This is a genomic window from Dyadobacter sp. CY351, from assembly GCF_021502625.1.
GTDB classification, from domain to species: Bacteria; Bacteroidota; Bacteroidia; order Cytophagales; family Spirosomataceae; genus Dyadobacter; species Dyadobacter chenhuakuii.
On record NZ_JAKFFU010000003.1, the window covers coordinates 58,476 to 75,577 of the forward strand.

24 protein-coding genes and 1 pseudogene are annotated in these 17,102 nt (G+C 45.1%); 5 read left to right on the plus strand and 20 right to left on the minus strand.

All coding sequences use genetic code 11. The annotated features are described in order from the left end of the window. Positions 1 to 3: 3 nt before the first annotated feature. The 4 genes and pseudogenes from L0660_RS26290 to L0660_RS05845 all read right to left on the minus strand — a co-directional run bounded on the left by L0660_RS26290 (position 4) and on the right by L0660_RS05845 (position 1,948). Positions 4 to 174, minus strand: coding sequence for an SDR family oxidoreductase (locus L0660_RS26290; RefSeq protein WP_409013385.1), 171 nt, complete (start codon positions 172 to 174; stop codon positions 4 to 6). Continuing rightward, positions 161 to 681, minus strand: a pseudogene (locus L0660_RS05835) (SDR family NAD(P)-dependent oxidoreductase). The gene L0660_RS26290 and the pseudogene L0660_RS05835 overlap by 14 nt, the downstream one beginning before the upstream one ends. 422 nt (positions 682 to 1,103) lie before the next feature. Beyond that, positions 1,104 to 1,547: a DUF3299 domain-containing protein gene (locus L0660_RS05840; protein WP_235158566.1), complete on the minus strand. Its 444-nt coding sequence runs from the start codon at positions 1,545 to 1,547 to the stop codon at positions 1,104 to 1,106. A gap of 11 nt (positions 1,548 to 1,558) precedes the next feature. After that, positions 1,559 to 1,948 (minus strand): hypothetical protein, encoded by a 390-nt coding sequence (locus L0660_RS05845; RefSeq protein ID WP_235158567.1) that lies wholly within the window; start codon positions 1,946 to 1,948, stop codon positions 1,559 to 1,561. Between the two features lie 75 nt (positions 1,949 to 2,023). Between L0660_RS05845 and L0660_RS05850 the strand changes: the two genes are divergently transcribed. Then, on the plus strand, positions 2,024 to 2,584 hold the full coding sequence (locus tag L0660_RS05850) for a hypothetical protein (protein ID WP_235158568.1): 561 nt from the start codon (positions 2,024 to 2,026) through the stop codon (positions 2,582 to 2,584). Positions 2,585 to 2,603: 19 nt separating this feature from the next. On the opposite strand, the gene L0660_RS05855 is transcribed toward L0660_RS05850, so the two are convergent. From L0660_RS05855 to L0660_RS05920, 14 genes are all read right to left on the minus strand, one after another. Beyond that, a complete protein-coding gene (locus tag L0660_RS05855) occupies positions 2,604 to 2,894 on the minus strand; it encodes a hypothetical protein (RefSeq protein WP_235158569.1) in 291 nt (96 codons plus the stop codon). Between the two features lie 67 nt (positions 2,895 to 2,961). Beyond that, positions 2,962 to 3,300: a c-type cytochrome gene (locus L0660_RS05860; RefSeq protein WP_235158570.1), complete on the minus strand. Its 339-nt coding sequence runs from the start codon at positions 3,298 to 3,300 to the stop codon at positions 2,962 to 2,964. 54 nt (positions 3,301 to 3,354) lie between these two features. After that, a complete protein-coding gene (locus L0660_RS05865) occupies positions 3,355 to 3,975 on the minus strand; it encodes an SCO family protein (RefSeq protein ID WP_235158571.1) in 621 nt (206 codons plus the stop codon). Then, positions 3,972 to 4,454 (minus strand): eukaryotic translation initiation factor 3 subunit E, encoded by a 483-nt coding sequence (locus tag L0660_RS05870; RefSeq protein ID WP_235158572.1) that lies wholly within the window; start codon positions 4,452 to 4,454, stop codon positions 3,972 to 3,974. The genes L0660_RS05865 and L0660_RS05870 overlap by 4 nt, the downstream gene beginning before the upstream one ends. Before the next feature lie 10 nt (positions 4,455 to 4,464). After that, on the minus strand, positions 4,465 to 4,629 hold the full coding sequence (locus tag L0660_RS05875) for a hypothetical protein (protein ID WP_235158573.1): 165 nt from the start codon (positions 4,627 to 4,629) through the stop codon (positions 4,465 to 4,467). A 2-nt stretch (positions 4,630 to 4,631) separates the two neighbouring features. After that, a complete protein-coding gene (locus L0660_RS05880; RefSeq protein ID WP_235158574.1) occupies positions 4,632 to 5,690 on the minus strand; it encodes a cytochrome-c peroxidase in 1,059 nt (352 codons plus the stop codon). Further along, on the minus strand, positions 5,687 to 6,478 hold the full coding sequence (locus L0660_RS05885) for an MbnP family protein (protein ID WP_235158575.1): 792 nt from the start codon (positions 6,476 to 6,478) through the stop codon (positions 5,687 to 5,689). The genes L0660_RS05880 and L0660_RS05885 overlap by 4 nt, the downstream gene beginning before the upstream one ends. Positions 6,479 to 6,631: 153 nt before the next feature. Further along, complete coding sequence (locus L0660_RS05890) at positions 6,632 to 7,006, minus strand: hypothetical protein (protein WP_235158576.1); 375 nt, start codon at positions 7,004 to 7,006, stop codon at positions 6,632 to 6,634. A 20-nt stretch (positions 7,007 to 7,026) separates the two neighbouring features. Further along, complete coding sequence (locus L0660_RS05895; protein ID WP_235158577.1) at positions 7,027 to 7,935, minus strand: transporter; 909 nt, start codon at positions 7,933 to 7,935, stop codon at positions 7,027 to 7,029. A gap of 12 nt (positions 7,936 to 7,947) precedes the next feature. After that, complete coding sequence (locus L0660_RS05900; RefSeq protein ID WP_235158578.1) at positions 7,948 to 9,036, minus strand: cytochrome-c peroxidase; 1,089 nt, start codon at positions 9,034 to 9,036, stop codon at positions 7,948 to 7,950. Positions 9,037 to 9,060: 24 nt separating this feature from the next. Beyond that, positions 9,061 to 9,888: an MbnP family protein gene (locus L0660_RS05905; RefSeq protein ID WP_235158579.1), complete on the minus strand. Its 828-nt coding sequence runs from the start codon at positions 9,886 to 9,888 to the stop codon at positions 9,061 to 9,063. Positions 9,889 to 9,971: 83 nt separating this feature from the next. Then, on the minus strand, positions 9,972 to 10,367 hold the full coding sequence (locus tag L0660_RS05910; protein ID WP_235158580.1) for a hypothetical protein: 396 nt from the start codon (positions 10,365 to 10,367) through the stop codon (positions 9,972 to 9,974). A 97-nt stretch (positions 10,368 to 10,464) separates the two neighbouring features. Then, on the minus strand, positions 10,465 to 10,854 hold the full coding sequence (locus L0660_RS05915; protein WP_235158581.1) for a nuclear transport factor 2 family protein: 390 nt from the start codon (positions 10,852 to 10,854) through the stop codon (positions 10,465 to 10,467). A 12-nt stretch (positions 10,855 to 10,866) separates the two neighbouring features. Beyond that, positions 10,867 to 11,763: an SDR family oxidoreductase gene (locus L0660_RS05920; protein ID WP_235158582.1), complete on the minus strand. Its 897-nt coding sequence runs from the start codon at positions 11,761 to 11,763 to the stop codon at positions 10,867 to 10,869. A 114-nt stretch (positions 11,764 to 11,877) separates the two neighbouring features. Between L0660_RS05920 and L0660_RS05925 the strand changes: the two genes are divergently transcribed. Continuing rightward, positions 11,878 to 12,210, plus strand: coding sequence for a helix-turn-helix domain-containing protein (locus L0660_RS05925; protein ID WP_235158583.1), 333 nt, complete (start codon positions 11,878 to 11,880; stop codon positions 12,208 to 12,210). A gap of 50 nt (positions 12,211 to 12,260) precedes the next feature. After that, positions 12,261 to 12,707, plus strand: coding sequence for a rhodanese-like domain-containing protein (locus tag L0660_RS05930; protein ID WP_235158584.1), 447 nt, complete (start codon positions 12,261 to 12,263; stop codon positions 12,705 to 12,707). Between the two features lie 14 nt (positions 12,708 to 12,721). Here the strand turns inward: L0660_RS05930 and L0660_RS05935 are convergent, their stop codons facing one another. After that, entirely contained in the window at positions 12,722 to 13,606 is an 885-nt protein-coding gene (locus tag L0660_RS05935) for an AraC family transcriptional regulator (RefSeq protein WP_235158585.1), read from the minus strand. Between the two features lie 235 nt (positions 13,607 to 13,841). On the opposite strand from L0660_RS05935, the gene L0660_RS05940 reads away from it, so the two are divergent. Further along, entirely contained in the window at positions 13,842 to 14,678 is an 837-nt protein-coding gene (locus L0660_RS05940; protein ID WP_235158586.1) for an MBL fold metallo-hydrolase, read from the plus strand. 1,271 nt (positions 14,679 to 15,949) lie between these two features. Here the strand turns inward: L0660_RS05940 and L0660_RS05945 are convergent. Beyond that, the gene (locus L0660_RS05945) at positions 15,950 to 16,504 is read right to left on the minus strand and encodes a DUF4932 domain-containing protein (RefSeq protein WP_235158587.1); all 555 of its coding nucleotides are present in this window, start codon (positions 16,502 to 16,504) and stop codon (positions 15,950 to 15,952) included. Positions 16,505 to 16,577: 73 nt separating this feature from the next. Here L0660_RS05945 and L0660_RS05950 point away from each other — a divergent pair, with 73 nt between their 5' ends. Next, entirely contained in the window at positions 16,578 to 17,078 is a 501-nt protein-coding gene (locus L0660_RS05950) for an OmpA family protein (protein WP_235158588.1), read from the plus strand. Positions 17,079 to 17,102: the final 24 nt, after the last annotated feature.

A 17,102-nucleotide genomic window follows, 5' to 3' on the forward strand; every position in this document is an offset into this window, starting at 1 on the left:
GAGTTATAATGTGGGAATGGTCCCGCCATCGATCACGTATTCGGTGCCTGTAAGGTAAGTGGCTCTCCTAGAAACCAGGAAGCCGACCAGTTCGGCAACTTCATGTGGCCACGCCGGTCTGCCAAATGGAATGCCGCCTAACGTGTCCATGGCGCTTTTCTCAGCTTTTTCCATCTGTGCCGCCAGTGCTTTTGGCAATGCGCTCCATCATCCGGACGGATGACGTAGTCATGATCCAGCCAGGCGAAACGGTCAACACGCGCACGCCTTTGTGTGCCACTTCATTGGACAAACTTTTGCTATAATTGGCCAAAGCTGCTTTTCCGCCGTATAAGGCAAGGTGGAGTCGTTCAAAGGAAGTTTCGCCTGAATGGATGCAATGTGAATGATGACGCCACCGTGACGGTCGATCATGCCGCGTAAAAATCCACGGTTCAGCCGCACCGGTGCCAGCAGATTGGTTGGAAATGAAGATTCCCAATCTTTGTCCGAAAGCACTGCAAATCCACCCGCAGGTGTTTCCGAGCCTCCCATATTGTTGATCAGAATGTCTAGTTGGCCGAATTTTGCGGTGACCTCGTCCACCACTTTATACGTTCCTTCCGGTTTGCTTAAATCTGCGGGAATGAAATGGATGTTTTTATTTTCTTCTTCCGGCTTGTTTCTGGCTGTGTTGATCACCGTTGCACCTGCTTGTGAAAACCGGTCGCCGATTGCTTTCCCGCACCTTTGCTGCCGCCGGTTACCAGGGCAATTAATCTTTTAGTTCGTTTTCAAAATTAAAAATCCATGTCCTTATCGATTTGTGTAGGACAAATTTCAACACAATGCTACGCGCGGACAAGTACGGAATTACGATTCAGATAGGGATAAATTTATCCTATTGAACCGCCAAATGCATATGTTTGTCATTGCAGTATGTAAGAAAGACAATGCCGGACCTGAATTGCGGGCACAGTGCTTCCAACCCTTCCCGACAATTACATCCAGCAAATAGCCCTGATTGGCCAGCTTCAACAATCGCGGCTGCTATTGGAAGGTGTTTGTCGGCAATGCGCAGATATCATCAGGTAATAGTAGCGCACGTTAAGTACAGACCACACTTACTGCCCTGACACAGAAGCATCTTCGAGAATGTAGTTCAGATGCTCGACATCCTGGCTATTGAGCTTTAATGTACCGGTTACTGTTTTAACAGCATCGGTTTTAAAGCGCTGCTTTTTGTCACGAAACTTCAATTCTACAATAGACTCAGGACCTGCACCACCACAGAAAAAGCACATCGACATTGGCTGTGCAGAAATGACGTAAATGTTGCCATCCGGATCAACAGGTATCATGTAACCTTTTATTGCAACTTTCTTTCCTTCAAGATCTTTGACTGACCTACCAAAATCAGGGTATAAAAAATACATGTCGAGCACCTTATTGAATTTGCGGCTGAACCGTACATCAGAAAGGTGTTTCCAGTTTATAGCCTTTGAGCGCTCATCAGCAAAGCTTACCACCGAGCACAATAGCATAGCTGTGAATATCCATATCTTCATTTTTCCGATTTTTAATGCTGGCTGTTTTTACGCAGCTGTGCGCTGATGGACTCGATAGCATCTTTCGCATTACGCTGGTATTCCAGCATGGATTCATCTGTCATTTGCGGTGCAGGCTTATGCGTGTGGCCTTCGGCATGTTCATGTGCATGCTCAAAACCGGGAACCTCAATAACAGATTCTTCCCAGATTTCCACCAGGTGGGCCAAGCTGTCTAGCCTGACTTTCTCAGCAGCACTGGCATGCTCAGCAAGACTATCCAGCGACTTTTCCAGTTTGCCAGCTATGCTGACAGATTCCAGGTAGAGCTGATTGGCCTCGATTAGCATTTGGCTCTTTTGGTCAGATCCCCCGCAACTGAATGCGAATGCCAGCGGGATGGCATAAATAATTGTTTTCATGAAAACGAACTTTACTATTTGCAACAACGTTGCAAATATCGGTAAAATTTATTGATTTCATTCATTTTTGCCGTTATGCTTAAAAAGTCTGCTCTTTCACTACCGATTTCCATTTTCGTTTCCCTGTTACACGTAGGCTGCTGCATTTTTCCTTTGATAAGTATTGCAGTGGGCTCTGTGGCACGTTTTGAGGAGCTGACAAGGTATAAACCATTCTTTTTCGGGTTGCAGGTATTGCTTTTGGTTTACCTTGGTGTAACACTAGTAAGGTTCTATTTAGGCAAACGCCTCTTTCATAGCCAGTTTGAGAATTGGTCTTATCATATTGCTTTCGGGATCGCGATAGCTGGAATGATTCTTGGCGTATTCGAGCCCTTCCGGACAGAGCAGCAAGTGCTGGCACAACAGCAGTTTGAATTATTTCGGACCCACCGGCAAATTCAGTTGTCTGTTTCAGGTAAATACAATAGCGAGCGGCTCAAAGAAGATATCACTTCTATCAAAGGCGTTAAACCCACATCTGTAAAGATCAATGGAAGCTCTGTAAAGGCAACCTTTCAAAGTAATCAGGTGAGTTCAGCTCGAATTTTAAATACACTAAAAAAGCAGGGGTACAACATTATCAAAATAGACTAATCGATACGCTTGTGTTCATTCAAAGCATTTCGTGGACATACAACGTAAACGCCAGATTTGCACCAAGCAATTTGAGGGGTGTCAGATATATAAACTGGTTCAACTGTAAAAGGGAATTCACTTTCAAATCCGGGGAAACAGCTTGTCCTTGGCCTGCGACTACTTTTCTGGTTTGAAAAACCTGGGCATAGCCCTGATAGGCAAATCCTGGCTTCCCAACCATACCATCAAAGCTGTTTACAATGCCAAGATTTGTAGCAGGTAAAACAGGGTCCTGGGCTGCTGATCCAGCGAAAGACAGTAGCACCATTAGATTAGATAGTATCCAAAGCACGCATGTTTGGATACTATCTGTGACTATGATCTGCACAGTCGGATTAGGAGCGCTTCTTTACCAATGAATTGATCCAGGCAGCAATTTTTAAAGCGTCCTTCTCAGGTACGTTTTTCATTGGTGACATAGGCGGGTACCCAGGCCAATTTGCAGGCTTGGGATTGTAGATCAAAGCGACGATCTGAGCGTTTGTGTATTTCTTTTTTGCAACATCCACATATGCAGGCCCAATTACCTTAGCGTCAGCTTTATGACAAGCCAGGCATGCATATTGCGTAAGTAGCTTGGAGATATCTTCGGGTATGTTTACTTGCTGTTGGGCAAGGGCTGGCGTGCCCGTAAACCACAGATACGCTAGTATTAGACTCATTATGATTTTCATTCGATATCAAGATTTTAGATGTTTACCAATTGTGAAGCTTTTATTGACCGTGCGCTATTCCTTTAAAAGCACAGTCATATCCTCTATGAGCTTTGCCGTACTTTCCTTGGAAGTCCCATCATAAATACCCCGCACATACCTGTTTTTATCGACCAGCACGAATGAGCCGCTGTGAATAAACCCTCCTGGCTCATCGGGATCGGCCATCGCACTGACCATGTAGTGCTTTTGACCTATGTCATAAATTTTTTCCCGGTCGCCAGTTACGAATTGCCACATATCGCCTTTCAAGCCCAGATCATCAGCATATTTTCCCAGGACAGCAGGCGTGTCGTGTTCGGGATCAATTGTATGTGAAAGAATGCCGACTTGCGGGTTATCCTTGAAGCGTTCCAGAACCGTGATCATGTTGGATTTCATGATCGGGCAGATCGTCGGGCAGGTGGTGAAAAAGAAATCGGCGACATAGATCTTACCTTCCATTTGCTTCTGGGTGAACGGCTGGTTTTTATGGTTCACGAAAGCATAGTCGGGAATCCTTGGATATTCTGTCACCTGGGTTTTCTTGCCATCAACCACCTTTGTGACGATATCGGGCTCGCCCAGGATCGGTAATTTTTTTTGTTTGCATGCAACAATTGTTAGCAGCATCAGACATGCCATCAAAGTTTTCATTGGATGTTGTTTTTAATAAATTCTTTTGATTTTGAAATTGCATCCTGCATCTGGATGTTAACCAGGTCCATCTTAGCGGTCTGGCTTGCTATATAAGCTTCCTGTTGATGCTCATCAAGGGTTTCAAGTGTATCTGCCCTATACTGGTGCATCCAATCCATCATGGATTTATCTGCCTGCACCAGCTGCTGAATAAAGTCTCTTGCCTGCTGTTTTTGCTTTTGCAGCTGGGGGCTGGGTTTGGCCTCATTCAAGCTGTCGAGCTGGCTTTCAACGCTTGTCAGCCGCTTCTTGATAGCCATTATCTCTTCCATTTTGGGCATCGCACTGTCGTGCAGGTCCATAAGCGCCTTGGCTTTGGGGTTGGCCTGATGGCTATCTGCCATATTGTGATGCGCATCGGTACTAGCGCTTTTCTGAGTGCTGTCACATGCAGACACGCCAAGCGTTACAAGGATTAAAATCAATTTTTTTTTCATAAGACATTATTTAAATTAATTGGAGCACCATCCCGGCAATAGTTATCGCAACCAGTATTTGGATACTGGTAAGGATGATCGCAGATGGTTGCATTTTAAGGCGATTGACCGGCAGGCTTACGCCTGTTCCATCCAGCAGGAGCTGGACTTCATCTGGATGCAGTAATCGGTTCATTGTTAAAAATTGGGTGGCTTTCGGTGATCCGGATTTTCGATAAATGAATAGTCGTTGAGCGTATTCAGGAATGCGATGATTTGCTTTTTTTCCTGCTCGGAAAACCCAAACCCTTCTTTGGGAATCTGGGTTGAAAGCGTAGCTGAGCCCTTTATGCCATTTGCGTAATGCTGGATCACTTCGGCCAGCGTTGCCAAGCGCCCGTCATGCATGTAAGGCGCTGTGAATGCCAGGTTCCTGAGCGATGGCGTTTTAAAGTTTCCAAGATCTGCCGGCTCGTAAGTGATCCGGTAGCGCCCCTGAAAAATGCCTTCATGCTCCACATTTGAGAAATCTGCATCAATGCCATTGTTATGGAAACTTTGATCTGTGAAAAGCTCTCCTGCGTGACAGCTCTGGCATTTTTGCCGGACAAGCACCTGGCCTTTCAGCTCATCTGCTGTCAGTGATGCTCCGTTGACATTTAGCCGGTAACGGTCATATTTTGAATTGGCAGACACTAGTGAACGCTGGAATTGCGCCAGTGCTTTTGATAAATTCTGCGAGCTTGCAGGTTCATTGAATGCTTGCCGAAAACCCGAAACATACTCGGGAACCGCATTAAGCTCCCGAATCAGCTGATCCAAATCCTGCGCCATTTCGTCATGAGCAGTCAGGGGCGCGAATGCCTGAGATTCCAGGTTTGTTGCCCCGCCGTCCCAAAAGAGACCGTTATTGACCCAAGCCAGATTGAAAAGGGCAGGGGAGTGCCGCAGCAATGCGGTTGCCGAAACACCTGCATTGCTGAGCTTTACCCCGTCGCTGAAAGCCAGTTTGGGATCATGGCAACTCGCGCACGAAACCTGGTTATTGGCCGAAAGCCTTGTATCATAAAACAGCATCCTGCCCAGCTGCACGCCCGCCAGGCTCGCCGGATTTTCGGTGTCGAAAACGGGCTCGGGAAAGTGCGCCGGGACCTCAAATCGGTAAGGCTCATTTTTGGGCGCTAAGGCGGGTTTATCGCATGCATTGAGCGCGAGTGCCAGCAGCAGGATCCCTATTTTTCTGATACAAACCATCATTGACCTGCTGAGCCAAACATGATTGCCTTTGTCGCCTGGTTGGTCGCAACGGTCGACATTAACGGAGCCGTGGCCGCATTAATCGTAGGATTTTTGATCAGATCAATGCCGTCCAGAATTTTTGCCACATTCACTTGCAAGACAATCCCTTTGGCTGCGGCCGAGTTAACCGGCGCAGCAAAATCAATGGCCATCGTTTTGTAATTTGCATTCAGGCCCGTTTCTACTTTGAATGCCTTTGTCTCGCTGCCCTGTTTTACGGATCCGGCAAGTGAGCTGAAAATATAGCTCGAATGCCACATCCAGACAATGCTGCTCATCCCATTGGCAATCGAAAGCTCACCGGCGCGAAGGCTCAGGTTGTCGTTATGGCGGGAATCAACACCTATGGAGAATTTGACGGATTTGTACTCTCCCGCCGGAACACCCTTCAAAGTAATCGTTTCACGCTTATTGGCCGGATAGATCAGTTTGTCATTGATTGTCCCCGAAAGGTCCAGCTCGCCGACTTCCTCCATTAGAAAATAAGAGTCCGGTACGATAAATTCAGCGCCCTTGGTATCAACCAAGACCATGTTGCTGACCCAGTAACGGAGCTTGGTAAAGCTGAGTGTCTGGCTGCCAACCGTAAAGTCTTGATTAAGGGCAAAGTCGGCATTGCCTACCCTGGCATCAAAAGTAAGGCTGAGCTCCCCGGCAGCAGCTGGCGTAACAAGTGGCGAGGGTGCATCATCGGAACAGGCAGAAAAAAGTGCGGAAAGCAATGCAAATATCAATATACGTATCATCTGTTTGGTTTGATTTTGGATTTAAAAAGAGAGGTAATTTGGCGCAAATGATGGGCCATCACCAGTCAAGGCTTGCCCAGACAGGCAGCTTTGGCTGGTTAGCGCTGGATTTGTAAAACCTTTGAGCTAAATGGGGTCAGTTATGGCACAGCATTATTGAGGCGGACGCAGGATGCCGCTTGCCGGTGTTGTGTAAACAGAAAGGCAGAAAAAGAAGGGTCCGGATCTTAGTGTTGCAAATGACTTTGCCCCAAAGAAAAAGTGAGCCGCAGCCATAAAAAACAACTGTACAAAGGGCATGTTTTCAACGCGCTCGGTGGTCTCTTTATCTTTCTTATCCTGCTGTTCTTTGAGCTTTTTGGCCAGAAAGCATTTGCCATTGCAATTAAGTATGGGCTTGTCCCGGTTTTCGCACAGCACCCTGGCAATGTAAGTTTTATTGATCTGGTAATAGGCGACTGTTCCCCACGGACTTAGCGTAGGTAGCATGATTGCGGCCAGCAATATATATGCAAAAACAGATCTCATTTAATTAGGCAATTTGTTGTTTAAAATAGAAACCCAACCTGCACCAAAAGCCTTTCCCTGGCAACCACGTGGCCGGAGGCGCTTTTCTGGGCGATGGGTTTCTGGGCATTCACACCCAGTGTCCATTTGTTGGAAAAAAATGTTACCCCTGCTGTGCCATTCAGCAGCCTTCCGCCCGTAATGTCAAGCTCTTTTCCGTGCTGCTTTCCATGATCTGCATGCTCGCCGTAAACACCGATGCTTGGGGTCAGCGAAATGCTGCCAATATTGAAAGAGCGGTAAAGCTCAACAGTTCCAAAAACCTGATCACCAAAGCGGTAACCCTGGGAATTGGTCGTATTGAACTTGCGGGAGATATTGGTAGCCAGGCCCCACTGGTCTTTGTTAATGGTGTAAAAAGCATTGACGATGAAATCCGTGCTGCCGGTGCCCAACTGAAAATTAGCATTAGCGACTTCGAGCGTATTATTCTCATCAAACTTAAAATCACCCGTGGGCAGCTTTACACCGCCGCCGACCATCAGCGTATGATTAAATGCACCTGAGGTTTCCTTGTCCATGAATGTGTTCAGGATATTGTAGTTGGCCAAAACCGTGATATCGCCCAACCCGTTCTGCTTTTTGACATCGGCGGACGTCACCTGCTTGTCGATGCGGTAGGGAAGAAAAGCCATGACCTGCACGCGTTTGATGGGAAATAAGCGGGCATACACTTCGCCGACATTGAATTGCTCTTCCGTCTTCAAAACCTTGCTATCAGCATGCGTCACAAAATGCAGCCGCTGGTAACGCAGACCGATCACCGACTTGTGCGATTGCGGCATTAGCCCAAAGTAGGAGCCGCTATTAGCACAGCCGCAGATATCGCAGGCCTGCGAAACCTGAGCTGTCAGCAGGGAAATGAGAAATGCTAAATGTTTGATTTTCATAATGATGCTGTTTTAAAATGCAGTTCCGATCCCCGGATCGGCAAATTTGGAGTCGCGGATAAACTGCTCATCGGAAAGTGTTTTCAGGAAAGCAATCAGCGACTGTTTTTCTGTTCCGGATAATGCAATGCCCGGCTTGCCGCTGGACTGGATTAGAAGCGTGTCGAGCGTCGGGGTTTTCTGAACGCTGTCGGTGTAATGATCGAGCACTTCTTCCAAGGTATGGTATCGCCCGTCGTGCATGTAAGGCGCAGTCAGGCCCACATTGCGCAGGCTGGGGACTTTGAACTTGTATACGTCGCCCGGCTTTCCGGTGATCGCAAACCTGCCCTGGTCATTGTTGCGCATCGGCATCAGGCCATTGTTGCGGAAGGAATGATCCGTGAAAAGCACGCCCTGGTGACAGGAGCTGCAATTTTTTTGGAATAATACCAAACCCTGCTTCTCCTGCGCCGTAAGTGCATTTGCGTCGCCTGCGCGGTAATAATCGTACCTGGAAGTGGCCGAGATCATCGTCATCATAAACTGCGAGAGCGCCTTCATCATCCTTTCCGAATTGATCTCATCCGTCCCGAATGCAGCTTTGAACATTTGGGGATAATTCACCGGGATCTTGGCAGTAGGCGAGGGCGTATTGCGCAGCTTATCGAGCACATTAACTACTTTCTGATCCATTTCCACCGGATTTTCAATCGGATTGAATGGCACCAGATCCATATCATGCACGCCGCCGTCCCAGAAAAAGGACGTGTTCCAGGCCATATTCTGAATGGCGGGAGAATTGCGTACACCCAGCCGGTCGTCTACGCCGTGACTGAGTTCGTGACCATGATGCGTGAAGGCAGCCGCCTGCTGGTGGCAGGTGCCGCAGCCTACCAGGTTGGTCCTGGACAAGATGCCGTCATAAAACAGAAACTTGCCCAGCTGCACGCCTTCCTCGGTAAGCGGGTTGCGCGACAGGTCGTAAACCGGATCAGGAAAGCCAGCCGGTTTGGTCCATGTCATGGGCGTAGGCCCCGTCTTGACTGGCAGGGGTGCTTTCTGCTCGGCTGTACTGCAACAGATAAGCGAAAGCGTTAACAGAAAAATAAGTCTGTTCATAGCAAAAGCGGATTGTCAGATGATTCAGTGGATATGATCTAAGCTGAACATATTGACGTAGTTGCTGGCAATCTGCTGGGATTTGTCAGGCTGGCCACCCATAATGCTATTGTAGGCAGCAATACTGATATTGGTCGAAGGTCCGTCAAAGACTTTGAGCACATCAACCAGCAAATGCACTTCCGGCACAGCGCTTTCTGTCACACTGGCTTTCAGCTGGCCGAAGCTCATTTTTACTACACGCGTATTGTTAACGGTCCTTTCGTTATATCCGCCAAACAAGCCAATGTGATAGTAAAATTTGCCATTGACCGGGCTACCTTTGGAAGAAGTTCCTTCCAGTTTGACAAAAATATACCCCGAGTTCCAGGCCCAGTACATACCATCGTCCATCATTGAACCCGATGGATCCAACACGCCCTGGCGTTTTTCGATTGGTGCTGTGTTGCGGGTGCTGTCTACGCCCACCATGAATTCGGCTGCTGTGTAATCCGCAAACGGCACATTGTAAAGCGTCACAAACTGGGAGGTTTTTGTGTCCTCCTTCACCAGGAAATAACTTGAATCCTGGGGCACGACAAATACACTTCCGTCAGCTTTGGTGAGTTTGATGTTGGAAATAAAGTAATTGAACTTGGTAACTACAAAATCCTCATTTGAAGCATTTTTGTAAGTGACACTGCCAAGCACCAGATTTTTATCCCCAACAACATTGTCAAATTCCAGGCGGAGCTTTCCACCGGCAGGGGCGTCGGGTTCTGGGCTGGGACTTGCAGGCGTAGAACAGGAGAATAAAAGAAAGACAGCGCAGACAGCCAGCGCCGTCGCAAAGTATTGATTAATACTTTTCATGCAATATGAGATTGTATCTCAACAACTTAATGTCGAAACAATGAATGTTTTAGTAAACTCTGTAGGAAAATAAAGACAGGTTACTAAACGAGTGGTGGGCGGAAGATGCTGCCGATGAAAAGGCGGTCGATAAATGAAGATTGGTAGGAATAGTCAGCCTTATCAAGTAAAAGGAAGGAAGTAGGGGAATAATCAAATGACTTAAAGCTGTTGATATCCATCACCTGATAAATCAGACTGGCGATATAATCCTGCTCGGCCTGGCGTTCCTGCTGCTGACTAGCAGCAGCGAGCTTATTGGCCAGATAACATTTTCCATAACACACTGTGATGGGCTGATTCCTGTTCACGCAGAGTGTTTTTGCGATATATTCCTTTCGCAGCTCATAGTCCAGACAAACAAGCGGGATCAACCATGCTTTTACAAGCATTAGCGTCAAAAGGCCCAAGCCGATCCACTGTCTGGTTAAACTATTCAATTTGAGGCAGATAAGAATTTGTCACTCGAAGGTGCTGTAAATGTAGACATCAAACTTCAAAAATTAAAGCTAATCTTAATCTGATATCACACTTTATCTACCTTCCCCAGAATTCATCATCCACTTGCTGGTCATCTGAAAATGTCCACACGTGCATGATCTTTCCTGACTTCACTTCAAAGAGATCCATTCCGCCCAGATCAAAACTGATCGACCCCTTTTTTGCTGTAAACCAGACAGGAACTGCTACGAAGCTGCCACTTTCTTTCATCTCTCCGTTGGGCCTGACAGTCATGTTTCCGGCTGTATCGCCCATGATGCCTTCAAACATTTTGATGATCTCATCAAGATTTTTTTTCAAGCCGGAAAACTTGTTGTTTTCCGGTTGGCTCCACTTCGTTTCCGGCGTAAATGATGAAAGTGCATTTTGCATATCGCCTTTTGCTAATGCGTCAAAGTATGATGCTACGATTTCTTTCGCTTCCATATGCTTATTATTTTAATTGATAAAAAACCCTTTGTTCTCGCTTGCCCACGCTTCCAAAGAAGTCATTTCAACGGGCAATTTTTCCAAAATCTCTTGCATGTTGGGGTTGAATTTGGAGGGATAATGCGTAGCGTTTTGAAGACCCTGATAATAGGAGGCAACAGCTGCTGCTGCGGCTTGGCCAACAAATGGGGAAAGGATGTCCCTGAACTCTGCGGGGGGCTGGGTATAGTAAGTAATTTTTTCACCAACGCCTTTTGAGAAACGGTCTGCTAGCTCATCGCCTTTCAGGTTCTCTAAACCACTTACCCTGAAAGAGTCCGCTGTTAAGTTTGGGTTGTAAATAGCTTCGACCATTAAGGCGCTCACATCGCGCGATGCTAACCAGCCTATGGGCATTGCCTGCGGGGTAGGGTATGCCAGCTTCTTTTCATTGGTGACGAACGGGGCGCAAAATCCACCCATCATGTTCTCCATATAGATCGTAGGCTCAATGATCACATATTCGAGCCCACTAGCTATCAAATAATCTTTGACGTCCAATTTAACATCATCGGTAGGCATACCCGTTTTCTGATCTTCGAGCCAGCCGCTGGTATTCCAGACAATTTTTTTAACGCCGTTTTGATTGGCAGCATCAATGACATTTTTTGAAAATTGCAGGCCATCAAAAGGATTTGGCAAAGAGACCGGGATCATAAAGGCAATGGCATCTATACCTTTGGTGATTTCTACCATTTGGGCGGCATTACTGATGTCGCCTAAAACCGGCTCAGCGCCTGCCTGCTGTAATTTTTCGAAGTTCTTATCAGTACTGGTTGCAGCAATTACATCTGCCCCTTTTTTCTTTGATTCTGCTATGACGTGGAACTGTTGAGAGCCGGTGGCCCCGAATACTAATATCCTCATTTTGCTTTCTATTTTTAAGTAAGACTTGCACAAAATTGATTCATAACCTACTTTTGTACAAGTACTTACGATGTTGTAGGGTGCCTACTTACAGGTTAGAATTATTGATTATCAATGGAAAAAAAAGAAAAACAAATTCTGCCTTGCGACGAAGGTTGCCCTGTAAAAGCTTCGCTGAAAATCCTGGGAGGTAAATGGACGCTGATGATCATCTTTCAGATCAATGACGATGTGATGCGTTACGGAGAGCTGAAAAGGGCTATCCCGAGCATAAGTGAGAAAATGCTCATCCAGGAGCTGAATATGCTTGTTGAAAACAAACTGGTCAGTAAAAAAGCTTTTCCGGAGATCCCGCCCAGGGTGGAGTACCGGTTGACCGATTTAGGCTTAAAGACACTGCCTATTATCGACAAACTCGTGGAGTTTGGTCTTCAAAATTTAGTGTGATGCTGCCTAGGCCAGTACGTTTTATATGTTTAACTATCAATTTTTAAGTTATGTCCATTAAAAAATCTTGTATTGTAATCATCTTGCTGGCCCTGTCCGCTCTAAGTGTAACGGCGCAGACCCAGCTGACTGCTGATGAATTCGAAAGTAAGGTATCTGGTTCCCAGCAAGTGCAATTGATCGATGTCCGTACTGCTGCTGAATACCAGGATGGGCACTTGAAGAGCTCAAAAAACGTAGACTACAAATCGCCAGACTTCAAGGAGCAAATAAAGGGGTTTGATAAAACCAAACCAGTTTATGTATACTGTTTGTCAGGGGCCCGCAGCGCATTGGCTTCAAAAGCCCTTGTAGAAAATGGGTTTGGTCCGGTTTACGAGTTGAAGGGTGGATACCTAAAATGGTCATCTTCCGGGAAAGATGGCAAACTTGTTACCAGAAAGAACGGGATGATGGAAGAGAAGGATTTTCGCGCGCTTCTGGACAGCTCGCTTTGAGCTATAATATAAAATTATTCGTCTATCACCGCTTTCATGTTTCGGGGATGATTGCTTAAAAATTCAGAAATGGTTTCATTGGTAAGCGTCTTAAAAAAGCGCATCAAGTGATTAGGCTCAGAAAAGCCATATTCGTAGGCTATTTCGCTGGTGGTTTTGTCGGTATAAATAAGCTGTGATTGTATTTCGGAAAGCAGCCGGCGCTTGATAAGCTGTGTAGCAGTCACATTAAATGCTGCTTTTACACCCTTATTGAGCGATATTCTACTTATGCCTAACATTTCTGTATAGTCATTGATACGTTGTTTTTGACGGATATGTGTTTCCAGAAGCCTTTTGAATTGATATGCATAGTTAGTGTCGGCCTGTCCGGTGGACAGGTTGTTCTGGCTGGAATACTGCCGGTTTAGAGTTTGCAAAAGGTAGTACAATTGGGACCGGATGATGTGGGCACTATCAGGTCTGACTGATACCAGCTCGGTCTTTATTTCAGTTAAAATTTCACAGGACTTTGACATCTGCTGGCTTGTTACTGCCATTTTTAACGGATGTTGTAGCTGATAAAAATACAGGAGGCGGTAGGTAAAAAGCTTGTCTGCAAAAAACTCGTTTAGGAAGTCCTCCTGAAAGACAAGCGAAGTAAATTCGATGTGTCCGGCACTTAAATTCCATTGCCTTTTCTGAAATGCAGATATGAATACAATAGAATTATTGCTGATCTCCATCTTTTGGCTGTTCAAAATAACACTGCCTTCTGCCTTTTTGAAGAAAAGGATTTCAAAATAGTCCGTATTGTAAATATCAGTGTGGGTATAAGAATCTTTGACCTGATCACCGGGCAATACATTCAGAAGAAAATCAACCCCGCATTCAGTCTTGTTAAAATTAATTGTCCTCATATTAAAACCCTCCATTCATTTCTGAATTCCAATCTAAAATTTAGCTACCAAAGCATCGAAAAAGCACAAAGGGATTAATTGCAAGCTAAGTACGTGAACTTCGATCAGATTATCAAAATGGTAGTAACTAGTTGCTTTTTGATAGGGCATCCCCTGCGGTAGAAACCGATCTTTGTAGCAAGTTATAGTTTCTTCCAGTGTGGAATGTGAACCTTTTCAAAATGACTCATAGTATATGAAAACACTATTTTTAGGCGCTGCATTGCTTGTATCGATCGCATCGTTTGCACAGCCCAAAACAAGTAAGACCCCGTCCCTTCGGTTGATCAGGAACGCTACATTAGTAATTGAGTACGCAGGCAAGAAGATTTTAGTTGATCCCATGCTGTCTTCCAAGGGGGCATTTGAATCCTTTGCCGGGGTTGAAAAAAATCCAACAGTTGAATTAAAAATGCCTGTCAAAGAGATTGTTGAAGGAGTGGATCTGGTTTTGGTAACACACACCCATGTAGACCATTTTGATCCGGCTGCCAGCAATGCGCTTGTTAAATCTGTTCAGGTGCTCAATCAACCTGCTGACAAGGCGTTTTTTACCAAGGAAGGATTTACCAAAGCAAATGTTTTGGATAGTAGCACGGATTGGGATGGTATCCGCATTCAGAGAGTGGATGCGCAACATGGCAGCGGTAAGGTCCTCGAAATGATGGGCAAGACTTCGGGTTTCATATTAACAGCCAAAAATGAACCTACCATTTACATTGTGGGGGATGGTATCCTTACAGAGGATATTGTTAAGAATATCAAAAAGTTCAATCCTGATTACATTGTTGTTAACTCTGGCGGGGCATTTATTCCTGGGTTTGAAACAAGCCCAATACTGATGGATGAAGTGCAAACAATGGCACTGATTCGCGAGAGTGGGAAAGCCAAAGTGATAGCTGTTCATATGGATGCGCTGGACCATTGCCGCACGAGCCGCGCTAAGCTAATTCAAAAAGCAAACGAAATGAATATTGAAATGACAAAATTGATCATCCCACAGGATGGAGAGGTAGTCCATCTAAAACGATGAGCATCTACATTCAATAAATGCCAAGATCTAAGTCAGGCAGATTAGGAATGTTAAAATAGAACTGAGCCGCCCTGTATCACCGGACGGCTCTTTTTGTTGAAAGATGCTTTTTGCCAAGGCACAGATTCATACATTTCTTACCAAAAAGTAGGTGGCTTACCATTTGGTAGGTACTTGCTTGGAGGTTCGCAATACTCTAGTTTTGTTTATCAAGTATCTGAACTTTGCGCTGCTATCTAATCAGATCATCACCGATTGCATACACAATGAAAATTAGTTTACCCTCCCTGCTATGTATTTTGTTTGTCTTTGGTTGCGCCAAAAATGTCCCACCAGATGAATACAATTCCAAAGCGGCAGATCCACAAATCTTCCATGAAACGGCCATAACGAAGATGATTATTTATTCGCTTCGATCCGCAGGGGGGACAGAAATGCACTCACGAGCCTTTTTCGAAAATATTACCGTCATCTTTTCCGGATGGCTTTGTGTCTTACAAAGGATTGCGACATAGCATATGAAATTGTTATCGATGTCTTTGCCATGCTCTGGAAAAATCGGGAAATACTAAACGACAGTCAGTCCGTATCGTATCATTTATTTTCATCGACTCGCAAAAAAGCTACTGAATATGCTGAAAACAAATGATTTGGCCCGACCCTATTTTTTGATCTCCATTCTATCCAATACTGAGGCTACGCATTGAAGACAGCCAAGCAAGGTTTCCATCTATACCATTTTTTGTTCTCTGAATAAGTAACTAAATGCAGTTGGAAATGCAGATATCAATAAGAAAGTAATAGAGAGAAAAATAAAACTATATTGGCCTAGGTGTGTCACAGCCGTTCTATGGATATCTCCCTCCAACTAATTATAAAACAGGCATTAATAAAAGATAATAAGTATTCGGCAATAGTAGATTTCTATAAGAAATATATAGTATCGATAATCCAAAGGGAAAGATTAATTGGCACTTTATGGGGAAGAAAACAAAAGATCGGGTGTGTTTAACAATTACTACTATTTATACACCGGAGATCTGATTCTATGCCCATCATAGTGTAATAAAAACGAACGAATTTTTACACAATGAATAAATTAAAAGAAAGTGCAAAAAGAACCACCGGCTTCGCGTAGCAAATTGGGTCGCTTGTATTGACCCTATCCAAATCTCAGCGTCGTCTCCAATGGTATATCGAGAATAGTCCTGTGTGAGGAATGGAAATTCTATTTATTTTATCTCAATGGACCTATTTGCGAAACCTATGAGCTACATCGAAAAGTTTGAAAGTGCGTTCGTGATTCTTGCTGCGTATTGTGGCTTTTCGGACTCGGGATTGATGAATGCGTGGTTGAGCTCGGTGAAAAGAATGGAGCCGTCGCGAACCAGCAAGGCTTCTTTTGACATTGATTTCAAATCGCCTTTGTCTCTGAAAGGAAAGTTAACATGCGCTTGTGCTTCCTTAAAGCCATCGAATCCGAACCTGGTTGCAGATTGATTGCTGCTAACCAATGGTGAAAAAATGATCTTAAACGAATCATATTTGATAGAAGGAAAGTTTTTAGTCAGCCATTTCTGCATTTCTGGAACGCCAACCGAGTCTCTGTAGCTGACGATAAGGCTATCATAAAATGGTTTATGCTGCATGTAGAAATCTGCGAAGTTCGTTTTCGCTGCAAATTGCTGTAACCCAGGGATGTATTCTCTCAAATGATTGGCATTCGAAAAGCCAGTGCGGTCATAAACAGGGCTTTGAACTATCTTTTCATTGTGAAATTCAAATGCATAAGCGTCCATTTTCAGTGAATGGTTAATTGTCTGCATTTGCAAGCGCGGCATTCAATGCATTCACAACCGGCTCGTTGCCATAGTTTTGAAACCATTTTAACACATCCGAGTGAAAAGGATTTCAAGAGCGCTGGATGCGGCGGCAGCTTTGAATACATTGGCCTTCACAGCTATCTCGCCCGATTTTAACCAGAAAGGCGGCGCCTTTTTCCTGGGGAACATTCAACTCGCCGTTGGCGCTGCTGATACCCGTAATAAGTTAATTAGTGAAGGCAAATTCACCACGCGAGGGATCCTTTTCGATGTTAATAGTGCAAGTATTTTGCCGCAATCCTATGGAAGCCTCAAAGACATTGCGAAAGTTTTGCAGGAAAATGCTTCTATGCGCGTTCAAATCGTTGGGCATACAGATTCCGATGGAAATGATGACGCAAATCTCGACTTGTCGAAGCGTCGTGCCGCTGCAATTAAAGAATCGCTTATTACAGTTTTCAAAGTGGACGCTTCACGCGTTGAAACAGATGGAAAAGGAGAATCGCAGCCAGCAGATTCGAATGATACGACGTCAGGAAAGGCAAATAACCGCCGTGTTGAAGTTGTCAGACTTTAGCAATTGTGGTGGTGATAGTTGCTG